A 17,622-nucleotide genomic window follows, 5' to 3' on the forward strand; every position below is an offset into this window, starting at 1 on the left:
GACACCGTGAGCCGCCGCGTCCGCCGTGTCACGACCACCCGCAGGGGCGGTGCGTCGAGGCCACCGTTCGACGCCTTCAACCTCGGCGACCACGTCGGGGACGACCCGGCCGCAGTCGCCCAGAACCGCCGACGCCTCGCCGCCGCGACGGGTCTCGGCGCCGACGGCGTCCGCTGGATGAACCAGGTGCACTCCGACCGCGTCGTGGAGGTGGACGGTCCCGGCCCCACGGTCGACGCCGCCGACGCGATGGTGACGACGACACCGCGGCTGGCCCTGGCCGTCGTGACCGCCGACTGCGTTCCGGTCCTGCTCTCAGATGCGCGTGCCGGGGTCATCGGCGCCGCACATGCCGGACGGGTCGGCGCGCAGAACGGCATCGTCGTGCGGACCGTGGAGGCGATGGTGCGCCGCGGCGCCCACGCCGAGGACATCTCCGTATTGCTCGGCCCAGCCGTCAGCGGCCGCAACTACGAGGTGCCCGAGGCAATGGCCGCCGAGGTGGAGGCGGCGCTGCCGGGCAGTCGCACCGTCACCGCGCGAGGTACGGCCGGGCTCGACCTGAGGGCCGGAATCGTCGGGCAGCTGCGCGAATTGGGCATCTCGGCGGTCGACGTGGACCCGCGGTGCACGTTCGCCGACCGCGATCTCTACAGCCACCGCCGGGGTGCGCCCACCGGCAGGCTCGCGTCACTGGTCTGGATGGAATGACGGTGCGGCCGACATGACCGAGGATCGCGAAGCCGAACTGCGCGCCTCGCTCGAGGCATTGCGCAGCCGGCTCGACGATGCGGTGCGGGCGGCGGGCCGGGCCGATGGCGACGTCGAACTGCTTCCGGTGACGAAGTTCTTTCCCGCCTCGGACGTCATCCTCCTGCGGGGGATGGGGTGCGAGGCCTTCGGCGAGTCCCGGGAGCAGGAAGCGTCGAGGAAGGCCGTGGAGGTGGCCGAGCACTTCGCGGGCGACGGCACGACGGCTGCCATCCGGTGGCACATGATCGGTCGCATCCAGCGCAACAAGGCCAAGGCCGTCGCGAGTTGGGCGTACGCCGCGCACTCCGTCGACGGCATTGCGCTGATCAGGGCGCTGGGCCGTGGTGCGACCGAGGCGCTGGCCGACGGCAGGCGGGCGGAGCCGATGTTCGTCTACGTGCAGCTCAGTCTCGACGGTGACCCCGACCGGGGTGGCGTCGACATCGGTGACCCGGCCCTGGTGGACGAGGTCTGCGCGGCGGCGAACTCGACTGAGGGGCTTCGGTTTGCGGGTCTGATGGCCATCCCGCCGCTGGGCGCGGCGGCCGAGGAGTCCTTCGTGCGTTTGGCCGCCGAGCGCGAACGGGTACAGGCGGATCACCAACAACGGCTCGGTCTGTCGGCAGGTATGTCGGGGGACCTCGAGACGGCGGTTCGACATGGGTCCACGTGTGTGCGTGTCGGAACCGCGCTCATGGGGCAACGCCCACTAACGTCACCGTGAGTAGTCACACCAGTCACAACGTCATCACAGACAACACACATCACAGTCTTCAGAAGGGTCCTGAGATGAGTACGCTGCACAAGGTCAAGGCTTACTTCGGTATGGCCCCGATGGACGACTACGAAGACGAGTACTACGAGGACGACGACCGTGCGTCGCGCCCGTACCCGCGTCGTAGCCGCGACGAGCGCTTCGAAGAGGATTCGTACGGCCGCATGGAGGCCCGCGGATACGAAGAGCGGGTCGGCGCAAGGGAATTCGAGCGCGAGTTCGGTCGTGAAATGGACCCCGTGCCCGCCGGGTATCGTGCCGGCGGCTACGTCGACGAGCCGGCCTTCCGTGGCGGCAGGCCGCAGTTCGACCGGCCGCGCTTCAACACCCTGCGCGGGGCCACCCGCGGAGCGGTCGCGATGGAGCCGCGCCGGATGGCGGAACTGTTCGAGGCGGGGAGCCCGTTGGCCAAGATCACGACCCTGCGTCCCAAGGACTACAGCGAAGCCCGCACGATCGGCGAGCGGTTCCGCGACGGCACCCCGGTGATCATGGATCTGGTGTCGATGGACAACGCCGACGCCAAGCGACTGGTGGACTTCGCAGCGGGCCTCGCGTTCGCGCTGCGCGGCTCGTTCGACAAGGTGGCGACCAAGGTGTTCCTGCTCTCGCCCGCCGACGTCGACGTCAGCGCGGAGGAGCGCAGGCGCATCGCCGAGGCCGGCTTCTACTCCTACCAGTAGGCACCGGTGGCACCCCCGCGGGACGGGTAGACTTGCGGACGAATCGTCGCGCGGTCGAACCTCGCGCGTACGTTGACCCTTCCGCATCTTCCCGCTAGTGAGGTCGCCCAGTTGGCGCTGTTCTTCGAAATCCTGGGCTTCGCGCTGTTCGTCTTCTGGTTGTTGCTCATCGCCAGGGTCGTCGTCGAGTTCATCCGATCGTTCAGTCGAGACTGGCAACCCAAGGGCTTCACCGTGGTGGTCCTCGAGCTGATCCTGACCGTGACCGACCCTCCCGTGAAGCTGCTCCGCAGGCTGATTCCGCAGCTCACGATAGGTGCGATCCGCTTCGACCTGTCGATCATGGTGCTTCTGCTCGTAGCGTTCATCGGGATGCAACTGGCGTTCGGCGCGGCGGCCTGACCCCGTCGGCAGGGGTCCGCGAGAGCGAGCGGTCGATCTCGGAAAGATTGAGTTTCGCTCTTAATTCCGGACCTCTCATGCAACCGCCGGGTCCCCTGTGACAGGATGGACGCCAGTTACTTCCACATGGCTCTACACTTTGAGACCGGTTGACGGTCCCGACTCCTAGGGGGCAGACGATGCCGCTCACACCCGCCGACGTTCACAACGTCGCGTTCAGTAAGCCACCCATCGGCAAGCGCGGCTACAACGAGGACGAAGTCGATGCCTTCCTCGATCTGGTCGAGAACGAGCTGAGCCGTCTCATCGAAGAGAACGCCGACCTGCGCCAGCGGGTCAGCGAGCTGGATTCCGAACTCGCGTCGGCACGCGCCGGTGGCGGATCGCAGCCTGCGCAGGCCGCTCCGCAGTACCAGGCGCCGGAGCCCGAACCGGAGCCCGAGCCCGTCGCGGCGCCCGCGCCGGTCTACGAGGCTCCTCCCGCCGCAGCGCAGATGTCCGCGCAGAGCGAGGAGTCGGCCATGCGTGCGGCTCGCGTGCTCGCGCTGGCCCAGGACACCGCGGATCGCCTGACCGGCACGGCCAAGGCCGAGTCCGACAAGCTGCTATCCGACGCGCGCGCCCAAGCCGACCTCATGGTCAGCGAGGCCCGTCAGACCGCGGAGACCACCGTCTCCGAGGCCAAGCAGCGTGCCGACGCACTACTGCTCGACGCCCAGACCCGGTCGGAGTCGCAGCTGCGTCAGGCTCAGGAGAAGGCCGACGCCCTGCAGGCCGACGCCGAGCGCAAGCACTCGGAGATCATGGGCACGATCAACCAGCAGCGCACGGTCCTCGAAGGCCGGCTCGAGCAGCTGCGGACGTTCGAGCGCGAATACCGCACCCGCCTCAAGACCTACCTGGAATCGCAGCTGGAGGAACTCGGCCAGCGTGGCTCCGCGGCACCGGTCGACTCGACCGCCAACAACGACGGCGGCGGGTTCAACCAGTTCAACCGGGGCAACAACTAGCTGATCGGCTGAACCCTTGCTCATCGTTGCGCTCGTCCTCGCCGTCATCGGCTTGGCGGCACTGGTCACCGCCGTCGTCACCAGCAACGAGCTGATCGCCTGGGTGTGCATCGGCGCCAGCGTGATCGGCGTGCTGCTGCTGATCGTCGACGCGCTGCGGGATCGTTCGCGTGACTCCGACGACGCCCGCACCGACGACGCCGTCGACGACGGCGCTGCCGAGGACTACCCGGACGACGCCACGACGCAGATCCCGACCTACACCGACGGCGATTCAGACGCCGACACCTCGACCGTCGCGCACGAGTCCCACGCCGACGTCGACGACGCGCCCACGGAACTGACCCCGGCCGTCGAGGACCGCACCGAGGTGACGCCCGTCGTCGACGAGCCCGCCACGAGCGACGAGCCCACCACGCGCGACGAGGCCGTCAAGCGCGACTAGCGCGCCGTCGCGAGAGCCTCGCGCACCTCGTCGTCGTCGACCTGATGGAAGTCGGCGTACACCTGGCCCACGGCGCGGAATCGGTCGGGCGTCACTGCGCAGACCACGTCGTCCGCAATCGACCGCATGTCCCGGCACACTGCGCGCGGGCCCACGGGGACGGCCACCACGACCGACGCCGGGCCGAGCGACCGGACGGCATGCACGGCGGCCTTCATGCTGGCCCCGGTCGCGATGCCGTCGTCGACGAGCATGGCGACCCGACCGCGCAGGTCCACCTGCTCGCGTCCGCTGCGGTACGCCGATTCGCGGCGGCGTAGTTCGGCCGACTCCCGTGCGATCGCCTCGTCCAGCGCGGCGGACGAGATGCGCAGGCTCTCGATCAGCGGCTCGTTGAGGACCACGCCGCCGCCGCTCGCGATCGCGCCCATCGCCAATTCGGGCCACTGGGGCACGCCGAGCTTGCGCACCAGGAACACCTCCAGCGGCGCCCGCAGCGCGATGGCAACCTCCCGCCCGACGGGCACGCCGCCGCGGGCCAGCCCGAGCACCACCACGTCGGATCGGGAACCATAGGCCGTCAGGTGCCGGGCCAGGACCCGGCCGGCCTCCCGGCGGTCCTGGAACGTCCGATTCTCCGGTGCGTGCGCGATGTCAGCAGCGTAAGCCGCGATCGGGCCATCCGACCGGCGCTCGGCAACGAAGATCAACACGTGGGCATCGAATTCGAGAGCGTGGTCGACCATCCCCTGGACGAGGTCTTCGCCTGGCACACCAGGCAGGGCGCGATGCGCCGCCTGGTGCCGCCGTGGCAGCCGATGAGGGTGGTGGCGGAGACGGAGTCGTTGGCCGACGGCACGGCGATCCTCGGCCTGCCGGGCGGACTGCGCTGGATCGCCAAGCACGACCCGGCTCAGTACGACCCGCCGCACCGCTTCGTCGACGTGCTGTCCTCGGACGGGTTGCGCTCGCTGCCGCCGCGGGCGATCGGCTGGTGGCGCCACACCCACGACTTCGCCGACGGCCCCACCTCGGGGTCCACCCGGGTGCACGACCACGTCGACACCACCGTTCCCGGTGTCGGGCTGCGTTCCACGTTCGTCTATCGCCACCGCCAGCTCGCCGACGACCTGGCCGCCCACCGCGACGCCGAACTCGCGGGCGCCGGGTCGATGACGGTCGCGGTCACCGGGTCGTCGGGACTGGTGGGAACCGCGCTGTGCGCACTGCTCAGCACCGGAGGGCATCGCGTCGTCCGGTTGGTGCGCGGCGCGCCGGGAGCCGGGCAGCGGCAGTGGGATCCACTGGCACCGGCCGCCGACCTGCTCGCCGGTGTCGACGCGGTGATCCACCTCGCGGGCGAGTCGATCGCGGGCCGGTTCACCGACGCCCACCGGGCCGCCATCGTCGACAGTCGCATCGAACCCACCCGCAGGCTCGCCGAGGTGGCCGCACGGACCGTCGACGGGCCGCGCACCTTCGTCAGTGCCTCGGCGATCGGTTACTACGGCTACGACCGGGGCGACGTGTCGCTCACCGAGGACGCCGGCCGCGGCGACGGTTTCCTCGCCGGCGTGGTCTCCGACTGGGAGGCCGCCACCGCGCCTGCCGCGGACGGTGGCATGCGCGTCGTGACGGTGCGGACCGGCATCGTGCAGTCGGCCGAGGGGGGCACGCTGAAGCTCCTGCGACCGCTGTTCGCCGCGGGACTGGGCGGCAGGCTGGGCAGCGGCCGACAGTGGCTGTCCTGGATCGGCCTCGACGATCTGCTGGACGTCTACTACCGCGCGCTCTACGACGACCGGCTCTCCGGTGCCGTCAATGCGGTGGCGCCCAACCCCGTTCGCAACGACGAGTACACCCGGGCGCTGGCCAAGGTGATGCACCGGCCGGCGATCCTGCCCGTACCCGGCTTCGGTCCCCGGTTGCTCCTCGGCGAACAGGGGGCGCGGGAGCTGGCCGAGGCGAGCCAGCGCGTCCTGCCGGCCAAACTCGCGGCCGTCGGTCACCGCTTCCGGCAGCCCGAGGTCGCCGACGCGCTGTCACATCAGCTGGGGCACGGCTGACGCGCGACACGGGCGAGGAAGCCGCGGACCAGAGCGTGTAGTCGCCGGTCGGCGTCGGACTGCAGCCGCGCCGTCTGGTCGGCCAGGGCGTCCGCGTCGATGCCCAGCGCAGCGGCCTCCGCGCCGTCGTTGGCCAGCCAGGCCCGAAGCAGCGGACCGTCGAGTTCGGGGTGGAACTGCAAGCCGAGCGTGTGGCCGATCGTGAAAGCCTGTGTGGCGCGGTCATTTCGGGCCAGGACGGTGGAACCCGCCGGCGCGCTGAAGCGGTCGAAGTGCCATTGGAACCAGGGCCCGCCGGGCACTAGGTCCGGTGCGTCGGTGTCCACCGGGCACCACCCGATCTCGGGCTCGGACGAGCGCGCCACGGTGCCGCCGTGCGCTCGGGCCGCCACCTGTCCGCCGAAGCACACGCCCAGTACGCCGACACCGGCTGCGTCGGCGTCGCGGATCATGGTCATCTCGTCGGCGATCCAGGGCAGCGCCTCGTCGTAGGCGGCCCACCGCGCGCCGAGGGGGACGATCACCTCGTAGGCCAGCGGGTCCGGGAACTCGACCGTCAGGCCGGGGGTGTCCGCCGCGTCGGCGGGCACCACCTCGAATATCGCGGTGTCGTATCCGAGGTCGGTGAAGACGTCGCCCAGCAGGGCGGGCGGTGCGACGGGGTCGTTGACGACGAAGAGGACTCTGGGTGCCACCACAGCACCCTAGGGTGGCGCGTGTCCGGGTGCGAGTTCGGCACCGCAGACGGCTTCGCACGCGGGTCGGGAATGCGACTGGCATGCTGGATCGACGACCGAGACCTCAGGAGGGCCACGACGTGACCGACCCGACCGGATGGTTCCTCGCCGAATCCGAGCGCGGAAACCCGGACACCGACGTGCCGTTCTGGCGCGACGGGAACGTCGCCGAGCCCCTGGTGCACGGCAGGACCTACTTCGAGGAACTGGCGCAGGAGGTGGAGGCGTGCGGTCCGGGTGACTACGTGTTCTTCACCGACTGGCGCGGGGACCCCGACGAGCTGGTCCGCGACGACGGCCCGACGGTCGCCGAGCTCTTCTCTGACGCAGCCGAGCGCGGTGTCGTGGTCAAGGGTCTGGTGTGGCGGTCGCATCTGGACAAGCTGCAGTACAGCGAGGAGGAGAACCGGCATCTCGGGGAGGCGATCGAAGAGGCGGGCGGCGAGGTGCTGCTCGACCAGCGGGTGAGATTCGGTGGCTCCCATCATCAGAAGCTGGTCGTGATCCGGCATCCGAGCGAACCCGAGCGCGACGTGGCGTTCGCGGGCGGGATCGACCTGTGTCATTCGCGTCGCGACGACGCGCGCCACCTCGGTGACCCCCAGGCGATCCAGATGTCGAAGGCCTACGGCGACCGACCACCGTGGCACGACGTGCAGCTGCGGCTGCGCGGTCCGATCGTCGACGTGCTGGATCAGACCTTCCGCGAGCGGTGGGAGGATCCGGCGCCACTGGACATGCTCAACCCGATCGCGTGGGTCCGCGACAAGCTCAGCGGCGCCGACCTCACACCCGACCCCTTGCCGCAGCGGCCACCGCCGGCGCCTGCGACGGGCCCGCACGCTGTGCAGGTGCTGCGCACGTATCCCGATGCGCACTTCTCCTACGACTTCGCAGCCGAGGGCGAGCGCAGCATCGCCCGCGGATACACCAAGGCGATCCGGCGGGCGCGCAGGCTCATCTACCTCGAGGATCAGTATCTGTGGTCGCGGCAGGTGGCCGACCTATTCGCCGCGGCGCTGCGGGAGCATCCGGACCTCCATCTCGTGGCCGTCGTACCCCGCCATCCCGACGTCGACGGCAAGCTGGCGCTGCCGCCCAACCAGGTCGGCAGACAGCAGGCGATCGACGTGTGCAAGAGCGCGGACCCGGAGCGGGTGCACGTGTTCGACTTGGAGAACCACGAAGGGACGCCCGTCTACGTGCATGCCAAGGCGTGCGTGGTCGACGACGTGTGGGCGTGCGTGGGCAGCGACAACTTCAACCGGCGCTCGTGGACGCACGACAGTGAATTGTCCTGTGCCGTGCTAGATTCCACGCGCGACGAGCGTGAGCCGGTCGATCCCGCGGGTACCGGTGACGGCGCACGGGTGTTCGCCAGGAACCTTCGTCTGGAGCTGTTGCGCGAGCACCTCGACCGCGCCGCCGATGGCAGCGAGGATCACGACCTCGTCGACCCCGGTGCGGTGATCGAGGCGGTCACGGCGGCCGCAGACGCGCTGGAGGCCTGGTACGCCAACGGTCGGGTCGGCCCGCGGCCGCCGGGCCGGTTGCGTCCGCACCGGCCCGAGCAGATGTCGCGGTTCACCAAGCTGTGGGCCTCACCTGCGTACCGCTTCTTCTACGACCCCGACGGCCGGTCCTATCGCGACCGCCTGCGGGGCCGGTGGTGAGTCCTCAGTCCACGAGGCGGTAGCGCCGCTCGGGCCGTCCTGCGCCGTACTGCAGGCGTAGCTCGACCACGCCTGCGCCGAGATAGTGCTCGAGGTAGCGGCGTGCGCTGACGCGCGAGATGCCGACCAGCTCAGCGCATTCCGCCGCCGACACCTCACCCGCTGACTGCATTGCCTCGAGCACGAGCCTGCCGGTCTCGGCGCCGAGTCCCTTCGGCAGCTGCCCGCTGCGCGCCGCCGTCGCGCCACCGAACAGTGCGTCGATCAGGGACTGGTCGGCGCCGGTCGCGGCGGCCAGCGCGTCCACGCGGGCGGCGAACGCGTCGAGCTTGCTGCGGAACTGGTCGAATTCGAACGGCTTGATCAGGTAGTCGGCGGCACCGCCGTCGAGTGCCCCTGCGACGGTGTCGAGTTCGCGCGCCGCCGTGATCATGATGACGCCGACGCGGTCACCGCTCGAGCGCAGCCGCTGCAGGACGTCGAGACCCGTCATGTCCGGGAGGTAGACGTCGAGCAGCAGCAGGTCGGGTCGCAGGGCGGCGGCCTGCTCGAGCGCCTCGGCGCCGGTGCGCGCCACGCCGACCGACCGGAACCCGTCGACGCGATCGACGAAGCGGCGATGGATGTCGGCGACCATGAAGTCGTCGTCGACGACCAGCACGTCATGCATCGGTGCGCCCTGCCGCAACGGCCGGTGTGCGCTCGGCCGACGCCAACCGGGGAAGCCGGACCTCGAACACCGCGCCCCCGCCCTGGCCGTCCGACACGTCGACCGACCCGCCGAGTTGCGCACTGACCAGGCGCACCAGGGCGAGCCCGATGCCGCGCCCGCCTGCGACGTGCGGCTTGGACGTGACGCCTCGGGCGAAGATGCTCTCGCGCATGTGCTCGGGCACGCCGGGCCCGGAGTCGGCCACGGTGATCGTCAAGCCGTCGTCGTCGGTGACCGCGACGCGAACCACTGCTCGGGGCGAGCCCTCCGACACGTCCACGGCGTTGTCGATGAGGTTACCGAGCAGCGTGATGACGTCCGTGGCCAGTGCCGGATCGAGCGCACTGAGGTGGCTGCTGTCGTCGAGCACCAGGGACACCCCGCTCTCGGCGGCGAGCGAGGTCTTCGCGATCAGCAGCGCGGCCACGGCGGGGTCGGTGACGTGGCGGGTGACGGCGTCGCTGATCTCGGCTCGCCGACGGGTCAGGCTGCCGACGAGGTCGCGCACCGCGTCGTACTCGCCGAGCTGAACGAGGCCGGAGATGGTGTGGAGTTGGTTGGCGAACTCGTGGGTCTGGGCCCGCAGCGTGTCGGTGACGCTCTTGTGCGACGACAGCTGACCCTGCATCGAGGCGAGCTCGGTGCTGTCGCGCATGGTGGTGACGGTACCTATGCGTTTGCCGCGAGTGCTCGCCGACCGGCGGTTGAGCGCGAGAATCCTTGTCGTGGTGGTGATCACCTCGTCGTGGCCCTCCTCGCCGGACAGCAGGAAGTGCTCGACAGCGGGGTCGAGGCCCAGCTCGTGGACGGGGCGACCCACGGCGTCGTCGCCGACGTCGAGCAGGTCCCGTGCACTGTCGTTGAGCAGGGTGACGACGCCGCCGGTGTTGACGGCGACCACGCCCTCTCTGATGCTGTGCAGCAAGGCCTCCCGGTGGTCGGCCAGGCCTGCTATCTCGGCGACCTCGAGTCCGCGGGTATGCCGCTTGATCCGACGCGACAGCAGCCACGACGCCACCACGCCGAGCGCGGCACCCAGCCCGAGGTACACCAGGAGCCGCTCGCCCGCGCCGCTGAGCAGTTGCCACGTCGAGGGATACGGCTCGCTGACCGAGACGACGGCCAGGACCGCACCATCGGTGGACAGGATGGGCACCTGGCCGACCAGCGAGTGCGTGCCGTCGATGTCCAGATCACCCGACCAGGCCCGCCCCTGCACCACCAGGCTGGGCCCGAAGTCGACGCGGCGGCCGGCGCGCGACGGGTCCGACGACGCCCGCACGACGCCGTCGGGTGCGATGAGTTCGACCAGCCGGGCGCCGGACAGGGCGATGGCACGGTCGAGGTCGGGGGCGAGCACGCGGCCCGCCAGCGGGTCGGCGTAGCGATCGCGGACGATCGGCGTCGATGCGAGGTTCTCGGCGACCGCGATCATCCGCTGGCCCCGGACCTCGCGGAACTCGCGGGAGGACTGGGCGACCGAAACCGCCGCGACCGCAACGAGTACCACCGCGACCACGACCATCTGGAAGAGCAGGAACTGGCCGGCGAGACTGCGCGCGGTGAGCTTCCTGCCCGCCCACTTGCCCCCGGTGGCCCTACTCCCGGTGCCCTTACTCAATGACCACAACCTTCTTTGTCTACTAAAGAGTGACCTGAGTCACTCGTAGGCACCAGTATTGCTGAGCATCACATGACGAAGGGACGACGGTGTGACGACACGACCTGTGAAGAGGGGGCGAGCCACCAGATGGCTCGCGCTTGCGCTGCTGTGCGCAACGGCCCTCACCGGATGCGGGGTGACCCGCGGAGACGACCCGTCGGGCCTGCACCGCCTGCGCATGATGGTGCCCAACAGCCCGGGCGGCGGCTACGACCTCACCGCACGCACGGCGGTGAAGATCATGGAGGACCGGGACATCACCGGTCGCGTCGAGGTGTTCAACGTGATCGGTGCCGGTGGCACGGTCGCGATGGCCCGACTGATGAACGAGCGCGGCAACGACGACCTGATGATGACGATGGGTCTCGGCGTCGTCGGGGCCACGTACACCAACGGGTCGAAGATCAAGGCCTCAGATGCGACGGCCATCGCGAAGCTGATCGAGGACCCGGGTGCGATCTTCGTGCCCGCCGACTCGCCGTTCAAGACGGTGCAGGACTTCGTCACCGCGTGGAAGGCCGACCCCGCGAAGGTCACGATCGGTGGCGGTTCGTCGCCCGGTGGACCGGACCATCTGTTCCCGATGGAGTTGGCGAAAGCCGTTGGCGTGGACCCGAAGAGCGTCAACTTCATCACCTACGACGGTGGCGGTGACCTCCTCACGGCGCTGCTCGGCAACAAGATCACCATCGGCACGTCCAGCCCGGGTGAACTCATCGACCAGATCGAGGCCGGTCAGCTGCGGGTGCTCGCCGTCTCCAGCGACGAGCGCGTGGAGGGCGTCGACGCCCCGACCCTCGTGGAGTCGGGTATCGACCTCACGTTCGCCAACTGGCGCGGTGTCCTCGCGCCGCCGGAGATCTCCGACAGTGCCAAGCAGGCGATGGTCGAGGTGCTCGAGGAGATGCACGCGACGCAGGAGTGGACGGACGCGCTGGTGAAGAACGGGTGGACCGACGCCTTCGTGACCGGGGAGCAGTTCGAACAGTTCCTGGTGGATCAGGACAACCGGGTCTCGTCGACGCTGACCGAGCTGGGGCTGCTGTGAGCGCCCCGGAGCAGGACCGACCTCGGGTCGTCGTCGACTACGCCCAGTACCTCGTCGTCGCGGTCCTCGTGCTCGTCGGCGGGTTCCTGGTGGTGAGTTCACTGACCCTGGCGGAGGGCTTCGCCAAGGTGGACCCACTCGGGCCGAAGTTCTTCCCGATGGTCATCGGGATCGCCGCTCTGCTGCTGGCGGTCATTCTGGCCGTAGCCATCCCGCGTGGTTCTAAGGGCGAAGCCGACGCGGGCGAGGACATCGATCCCGACATGCCGAGCGACTGGCGAACCGTGGGTCTATTGGTGGCGCTGTTCGTCGCGATGATCCTGCTGGTCAACCTGCTCGGCTGGGTCATCATGAGTTCGATCTTCTTTGCTTGTGCTGCAACGATTCTGGGCAGCAAGCATTACGTGCGCAACATCGTGATCGGCGTGCTGCTGGCGCTGGCGAGCTTCTACGCGTTCTACTCCGGGCTCGGCATCCCGCTGCCCGCAGGCATTCTGGACGGGATCCTCTGAGATGAACAACTTCGACTGGCTCATGCAGGGGTTCGCCGAGGCGGCGACTCCGATGAATCTCCTGTACGCCGTGATCGGCGTGCTACTCGGTACCGCCGTGGGCGTGCTGCCGGGCATCGGCCCGGCGATGACGGTGGCGCTGCTGTTGCCGATCACCTACAACGTCAGCCCCAGCGCCGCGTTCATCATGTTCGCGGGCATTTTCTACGGCGGCATGTACGGCGGGTCGACGACGTCGATCCTGTTGAACACGCCGGGGGAGTCCTCGTCGGTGATCACGGCGATCGAGGGCAACAAGATGGCCAAGGCGGGCCGAGCGGCACAGGCGCTCGCCACCGCGGCCATCGGATCGTTCGTCGCGGGCACCATCGGTACCGTTCTGCTCGCCGCGTTCGCGCCTGCCATCTCACGCTTCGCAGTGAGCCTCGGCGCGCCCTCGTACTTGGCCATCATGTTGTTCGCCCTGGTCGCGGTGACCGCCGTGCTGGGTAGTTCCAAACTGCGCGGCGCGATCTCGCTGGTCCTGGGTCTAGCCATCGGCGTCGTCGGCATCGACTTCCTCACCGGCCAGCCTCGAGCGACGTTCGGCATCGCGCAGCTGTCCGACGGCATCGACATCGTGGTGATCGCGGTGGCGATCTTCGCCCTCGGCGAAGCGCTCTGGGTCGCCGCTCATCTGCGACGCAGGCCTGCCGACATCATCCCGGTGGGACGTCCGTGGATGGGGCGCAGCGACTGGCGCCGGTCCTGGAAGGCGTGGCTTCGCGGCACCGCCTTCGGATTCCCCTTCGGCGCGCTGCCGGCCGGCGGTGCCGAACTGCCCACGTTCCTGAGCTACATCACCGAGAAGAAGCTGTCGAAGCACCCCGAGGAGTTCGGCAAGGGTGCCATCGAGGGCGTCGCAGGACCGGAGGCGGCCAACAACGCCTCGGCTGCAGGCACTTTGGTGCCGATGCTGTCGCTCGGCCTGCCGACCAACGCGACCGCAGCGGTGATGCTGACGGCCTTCGTGTCGTACGGGATTCAGCCCGGCCCCACCTTGTTCGAGAAGGAGCCGCTGCTGATCTGGACGCTCATCGCGAGCCTGTTCATCGGCAACCTGCTCCTGCTGCTGCTCAACCTGCCGCTGGCTCCGCTGTGGGCCAAGCTGCTGCGCACGCCGCGGCCGTACCTGTATGCGGGCATTCTGTTCTTCGCGACGCTGGGTGCCTTCGCGGTCAACGTGCAGCCGCTCGACCTGGCTCTGCTGCTGGTGTTCGGACTACTCGGCCTCATGATGCGTCGCTTCGGACTTCCGGTGCTGCCCTTGATCATCGGGGTGATCCTCGGGCCGCGCATCGAACGTCAGCTGCGCCAGAGCCTGCAGCTGGGTGGAGGCGAGTGGAGCAGCCTGTTCACCGAGCCCGTCGCGATCGTCACCTACGTCCTCATGGCGATTCTGCTCATCGTGCCGCTGGTGCTGCGCCTCATGCACCGCGACGAGGAGACGCTGCTCGTCGTGGAAGACGACAGGGATCAGAGAGAGAAGGCCCAAGCGTGATCGTCATCGGATACACGGCCGACCGGTTCGGACAGGCCGCTTTGGACCACGGCATCGAACAGGCACGGCTGCGGGACACCGGGGTACTCGTCATCAACTCGACGGCGGGCGATGCCTACGCCGATTCGACCTTCGCCCAGTCCGATGGCGTGCGGGATCTGCAGGCCAGGCTGAGCACGTCCGGGGTGCCGTTCGAGTTCAGTCAGCCGGTCGGCGTGGACGCCGCCACCGAGCTCCTGACGGCCATGGACAGGCCCGAGGCCGAGATGTTGGTGATCGGCATCAAGCACCGGAACCCGGTGGGCAAGCTGCTCATGGGCAGCGTCTCCCAGCAGGTTCTGCTGGAGTGCCCCAAGCCCGTGCTCGCGGTCAAGCCCGCCGAGTAACAGGCAACGTCGTTCAGTTTCGGGTCGAAGTGACTTCCGATGACGATTTCGACGGGGAACCCCGAGAAGCGAAATGTTAGCCACGCCTAAATGGACACCAGTCGAAAGGCATCGGCAGCACACTGCGCGTCGAACTCGGGTAGCAACCCCGCGCAAATAGTGGCTCGGCGGTGTAACCGCTTCGCGGAGAGATAAACGTCCGATCTGCCGGCGGGGCGTCGGACTCGGGTTTCGACGACGTGCGTCAGCCGCCGGATCGCATGGCGTGAGTAGGCGCGACGTACCGAAACGGGAGCCGATCCTCCGGTGCCCTGCCGGATGGCGGGCGCCCGATCGACGGTCCGTCCGGACGACACTCCGGTCTGCCCGCTGAGCCGGATCCGGCGGAGCGGAGCCCGGCTGCAGGTCAGCGAACTGTCCTGACGACGGTCTTTGTGCGCCGGGCGGCAAGCGATGGTCGTGTGACCCACGACGCGGGTAGTTGCCAACGGTGCATACTTCACCCCCGCCGCGCGTGACGTGGCTAACACCTCTCGACCGTTGAGCTAGTGATCAGAAGGAATCTCCGCTTCCGTCAGCGACACCACCGACCTCGGCTGTGCGTCTCGGCTGAACGTGTGCTGAATCACCACCATGATGTTCCTCGTGCAAAAGCCAGGAAGTTGCCAGAAGATCCCAATTCAAGCGCACGGCAATACGGACCACAGCAAACTCTGGCAAACGATCATGAGCGCCCTGAAAGCGTTCGAAAGGTCTGATTGCAAATGTCTAGTTATCGACGTTGCAGTCAGGTAACTTTTGCTAATCGAGTTGGTTCTAATTAGGGGGTTGCCATGCAACTTGCTCTCCGTTCACCCCTCTCGGCCGGCATTGCGCTGGTCGGAGCAACAGCTATCGCACTCAGTCCGATCGCGCCGCCTGCGCCGGATCTGACCATCAAGGCAGAGCACATTTCGTCGGTCTACGCGGACTACACGCCGACCGGTCTGGCGACCGCCCTCACCGAACTGGTCAACGGCGTCGGAACCGCGGGCAACCAGGCCATCCAGGGGATCGGCGGCATCGGCAACACCGTGATCGCCACGGTCGGCGGGCTGGGCAACGCCCTGAGCGCCACGGGGGTCGGCGCGCTGGCGACGATCGCCTCGAATCCGCTGAACCCGGCGGCCTACCCGGCAGCGCTGGCACTGCTGCTCACCGGCGGCGGCGCGGCGATCACCGGCGGCATCGCAGGTCTCGGCGCGGCGGGTCAGCAGGCGCTGGCCACCCTCGGTGCCATCGGCAACACCACGCTCGCGACCATCGGGGCGATCGGCAACGAACTCGTCGGCGGTGCCGCCCTCGCAGCGCTCGCCTCGCTCGCCCCGGGTGACATCCTGGCGGCGATCGGCGTGCTCGCGGCCGGAGCGGCGACTGCCATCAACGACGCATTCCTCGGCATCGGCGCGGTCGGAACCCAGCTCGTCGGCGGCCTCGGTGCGGTCGGCGTACAGGCGCTGGCCGGATTCGGCGGTGCGGGCGCAGGCCTCATCGGCGGTCTCGGCGCGGCGGGCATCCAGACCATCGGCGGTCTCGGCGCCACGGGCAACGCGTTCATCAACACCGTTGGCGCGGTGGGCAACTCGGCGATCCAGACCATCGGCGCCGTCGGCAACACGCTGTCGGGCACGTTGCTCGGAGCGCTGGGCACCATCCTGTCCAACCCGCTGAATCCCGGTAGCTACGCCACCGCGCTCAACACGCTGGTGAGCGGCGTCGGAACCGCGGTCAACCAGGGCTTCCTCGGTGCAGGTGCCACCGGCACCCTGCTGGTGAACGGCCTGGGCGTCACCGGCGGAACCCTCCTGGGCACCCTCGGTCTGGCCGGCTCCACCCTGGTCGCGACCCTCGGCAATGCGGGTGCCGCCACCATCGGCACGATCGGGACCATCGGCAACACGCTGATCTCCACCGTCGGCGGCATCGGCAACACCGTGCTGGCCACCACCGGAGGTGTGATCGGGACGCTCGGCAACGCGCTGGGCACCGCGTTCGGCCTCATCACCGGCCAGCCGGTCATGCAGAACGTCCAGTTGGCCGCGCTCGCGGCACCGGGTGACGTCTCGACGCTGGCGCTGACGCCGGGCGACGTCGGGACCGCGGTGGGTGTGCTGCTCAACGGCGCGGGAACCGCGGTCACGCAGGGCATCGTCGGCTTCGGCACGGCAGGCAGCCAGCTCATCGGTGGTCTCGGCTCGGCGGGCGTGACCACGGTCGCCACCCTCGGCGGACTGGGCTTGATCGGCCTGGCAACCGTTGGCGCGCTGGGCAACACGGCCATCCAAACCATCGGCGCGGTCGGCAACACGCTGCTCGCCGGCGGCGGTGCCGCGCTCGGGGCCATCCTGGCCAACCCGCTGAACCCGGCCAGCTACTTCGCGGCCATTCAAACGGTCGTGAACACCATCGGCGCGGCGGTCAACACCACGCTCCAAGGCATCGGCACGGCTGGCAACGGCTTGATCGCCGGTATCGGGCAGGCGGGCAACCTGGCCCTCAACGGCTTCGGCCAGGCGGGCAACCAGGCCATCGGTGCGATCGGCGGCGCAGGCAACACGGTCGTGCAGACGGTGGGCCAGGTCGGCAACACGCTCGAGGATGCGGTCGGTGACGCCGTCGGCGTCATTACCGGTCCCACGGCGCCGCCGGCGCCTCCGGAACCCCCGGTCGAGGAGCTGTCCGGCGACGCACAGATCACCGCACGCGTCGCGTCCGTACCCGCCGAGGACGTGGAGGAGGCGCCGGTCGTCGACGAGACGCCAACCGACACCACCGGCACGAACGACACGACGGGCACGGACGACACGGGCACCGGCACCGGCACCGACACGGGTGCGGGTGACTCCGACACCGGCGGCTCGGGAACGGGCGGCTCGGGAACGGGCGGTTCGGGGACGGGCGGGTCCAGCACCGGCGGCACGGGAGCGGGCGGCTCGACGGACACCACCGGCGGCAACAAGGTGTCGCCCGACACCAAGGCCGGCGGGTCCTCGAACACCGGCGGTGGCTCGAATGACTCCGACACCAAGGGCACCGCGAAAGACGGGTCGAGCGACGCCGGTTCCGGCAGCGGCAGCGGTTCGGGCAGCGGCAGCGGTTCGGATAGCGGTTCGAAGGACGGCGGCGACAGCTAGGAACGCATGACGCGACACGCATGACACGGCCGTGGGCCTCCCGA

Annotated in this window: 17 protein-coding genes; 13 read left to right on the forward strand and 4 right to left on the reverse strand. The window is 69.1% G+C overall.

Going from position 1 to position 17,622, the window contains the following annotated elements:
• The first annotated feature begins 6 nt into the window (after positions 1–6).
• The 6 genes from pgeF (at position 7) to G6N61_RS02340 (ending at position 4,068) form a co-directional block, all read left to right on the forward strand.
• Positions 7–711, forward strand: a complete 705-nt coding sequence (gene pgeF, locus G6N61_RS02315; protein ID WP_163916959.1) for a peptidoglycan editing factor PgeF — start codon at positions 7–9, stop codon at positions 709–711.
• A gap of 13 nt (positions 712–724) precedes the next feature.
• Positions 725–1,477 carry a YggS family pyridoxal phosphate-dependent enzyme gene (locus G6N61_RS02320; protein WP_163916961.1) on the forward strand — a complete coding sequence of 251 codons (753 nt, stop codon included), beginning with the start codon at positions 725–727 and terminating at the stop codon, positions 1,475–1,477.
• Positions 1,478–1,542: 65 nt separating this feature from the next.
• Complete coding sequence (locus tag G6N61_RS02325) at positions 1,543–2,211, forward strand: cell division protein SepF (RefSeq protein ID WP_163916963.1); 669 nt, start codon at positions 1,543–1,545, stop codon at positions 2,209–2,211.
• A 111-nt stretch (positions 2,212–2,322) separates the two neighbouring features.
• On the forward strand, positions 2,323–2,613 hold the full coding sequence (locus G6N61_RS02330; protein ID WP_163924542.1) for a YggT family protein: 291 nt from the start codon (positions 2,323–2,325) through the stop codon (positions 2,611–2,613).
• Between the two features lie 179 nt (positions 2,614–2,792).
• Positions 2,793–3,623 (forward strand): DivIVA-like cell division protein Wag31, encoded by an 831-nt coding sequence (gene wag31, locus G6N61_RS02335; RefSeq protein ID WP_163916965.1) that lies wholly within the window; start codon positions 2,793–2,795, stop codon positions 3,621–3,623.
• 16 nt (positions 3,624–3,639) lie between these two features.
• Positions 3,640–4,068: a hypothetical protein gene (locus G6N61_RS02340; protein ID WP_163916652.1), complete on the forward strand. Its 429-nt coding sequence runs from the start codon at positions 3,640–3,642 to the stop codon at positions 4,066–4,068.
• On the opposite strand, the gene G6N61_RS02345 is transcribed toward G6N61_RS02340, so the two are convergent.
• On the reverse strand, positions 4,065–4,721 hold the full coding sequence (locus G6N61_RS02345) for a phosphoribosyltransferase (RefSeq protein WP_235887566.1): 657 nt from the start codon (positions 4,719–4,721) through the stop codon (positions 4,065–4,067). The genes G6N61_RS02340 and G6N61_RS02345 overlap by 4 nt on opposite strands.
• A gap of 60 nt (positions 4,722–4,781) precedes the next feature.
• On the opposite strand from G6N61_RS02345, the gene G6N61_RS02350 reads away from it, so the two are divergent.
• Positions 4,782–6,134, forward strand: coding sequence for a TIGR01777 family oxidoreductase (locus tag G6N61_RS02350; protein WP_163916969.1), 1,353 nt, complete (start codon positions 4,782–4,784; stop codon positions 6,132–6,134).
• Here the strand turns inward: G6N61_RS02350 and G6N61_RS02355 are convergent.
• Complete coding sequence (locus G6N61_RS02355) at positions 6,116–6,829, reverse strand: type 1 glutamine amidotransferase (RefSeq protein WP_163916971.1); 714 nt, start codon at positions 6,827–6,829, stop codon at positions 6,116–6,118. The two genes, G6N61_RS02350 and G6N61_RS02355, sit on opposite strands and share 19 nt — an antisense overlap.
• A gap of 83 nt (positions 6,830–6,912) precedes the next feature.
• On the opposite strand from G6N61_RS02355, the gene G6N61_RS02360 reads away from it, so the two are divergent.
• A complete protein-coding gene (locus G6N61_RS02360) occupies positions 6,913–8,544 on the forward strand; it encodes a phospholipase D family protein (protein ID WP_163916974.1) in 1,632 nt (543 codons plus the stop codon).
• A gap of 4 nt (positions 8,545–8,548) precedes the next feature.
• Here G6N61_RS02360 and G6N61_RS02365 read toward each other — a convergent pair whose 3' ends face one another.
• Positions 8,549–9,214: a response regulator gene (locus G6N61_RS02365; protein ID WP_163916976.1), complete on the reverse strand. Its 666-nt coding sequence runs from the start codon at positions 9,212–9,214 to the stop codon at positions 8,549–8,551.
• On the reverse strand, positions 9,207–10,781 hold the full coding sequence (locus G6N61_RS02370; RefSeq protein WP_163924543.1) for a sensor histidine kinase: 1,575 nt from the start codon (positions 10,779–10,781) through the stop codon (positions 9,207–9,209). Before G6N61_RS02370 ends, G6N61_RS02365 begins: the two co-directional genes overlap by 8 nt.
• Positions 10,782–10,983: 202 nt before the next feature.
• Here G6N61_RS02370 and G6N61_RS02375 point away from each other — a divergent pair, with 202 nt between their 5' ends.
• The 5 genes from G6N61_RS02375 (at position 10,984) to G6N61_RS02395 (ending at position 17,578) form a co-directional block, all read left to right on the forward strand.
• Positions 10,984–11,967 carry a Bug family tripartite tricarboxylate transporter substrate binding protein gene (locus G6N61_RS02375; RefSeq protein ID WP_407666466.1) on the forward strand — a complete coding sequence of 328 codons (984 nt, stop codon included), beginning with the start codon at positions 10,984–10,986 and terminating at the stop codon, positions 11,965–11,967.
• Positions 11,964–12,479, forward strand: coding sequence for a tripartite tricarboxylate transporter TctB family protein (locus tag G6N61_RS02380; protein WP_163916980.1), 516 nt, complete (start codon positions 11,964–11,966; stop codon positions 12,477–12,479). The genes G6N61_RS02375 and G6N61_RS02380 overlap by 4 nt, the downstream gene beginning before the upstream one ends.
• A 1-nt stretch (position 12,480) precedes the next feature.
• Positions 12,481–14,019, forward strand: coding sequence for a tripartite tricarboxylate transporter permease (locus G6N61_RS02385; RefSeq protein ID WP_163916982.1), 1,539 nt, complete (start codon positions 12,481–12,483; stop codon positions 14,017–14,019).
• Positions 14,016–14,405 carry a universal stress protein gene (locus G6N61_RS02390; RefSeq protein WP_163916984.1) on the forward strand — a complete coding sequence of 130 codons (390 nt, stop codon included), beginning with the start codon at positions 14,016–14,018 and terminating at the stop codon, positions 14,403–14,405. Before G6N61_RS02385 ends, G6N61_RS02390 begins: the two co-directional genes overlap by 4 nt.
• A gap of 833 nt (positions 14,406–15,238) precedes the next feature.
• Entirely contained in the window at positions 15,239–17,578 is a 2,340-nt protein-coding gene (locus G6N61_RS02395) for a beta strand repeat-containing protein (RefSeq protein WP_163916986.1), read from the forward strand.
• Positions 17,579–17,622 lie beyond the last annotated feature (44 nt).

This window comes from Mycolicibacterium arabiense, assembly GCF_010731815.2.
Lineage (GTDB): Bacteria > Actinomycetota > Actinomycetes > Mycobacteriales > Mycobacteriaceae > Mycobacterium > Mycobacterium arabiense.

Coding starts and splice junctions, on each gene's coding strand:
- wag31 (WP_163916965.1), top strand. CDS start 2,793: ATGCCGCTCACACCCGCCGACGTTCACAACGTCGCGTTCAGTAAGCCA.
- G6N61_RS02325 (WP_163916963.1), top strand. CDS start 1,543: ATGAGTACGCTGCACAAGGTCAAGGCTTACTTCGGTATGGCCCCGATG.
- G6N61_RS02320 (WP_163916961.1), top strand. CDS start 725: ATGACCGAGGATCGCGAAGCCGAACTGCGCGCCTCGCTCGAGGCATTG.
- G6N61_RS02365 (WP_163916976.1), bottom strand. CDS start 9,214: ATGCATGACGTGCTGGTCGTCGACGACGACTTCATGGTCGCCGACATC.
- G6N61_RS02385 (WP_163916982.1), top strand. CDS start 12,481: ATGAACAACTTCGACTGGCTCATGCAGGGGTTCGCCGAGGCGGCGACT.
- G6N61_RS02395 (WP_163916986.1), top strand. CDS start 15,239: ATGCAACTTGCTCTCCGTTCACCCCTCTCGGCCGGCATTGCGCTGGTC.
- G6N61_RS02370 (WP_163924543.1), bottom strand. CDS start 10,781: ATGGTCGTGGTCGCGGTGGTACTCGTTGCGGTCGCGGCGGTTTCGGTC.
- G6N61_RS02360 (WP_163916974.1), top strand. CDS start 6,913: ATGCTGGATCGACGACCGAGACCTCAGGAGGGCCACGACGTGACCGAC.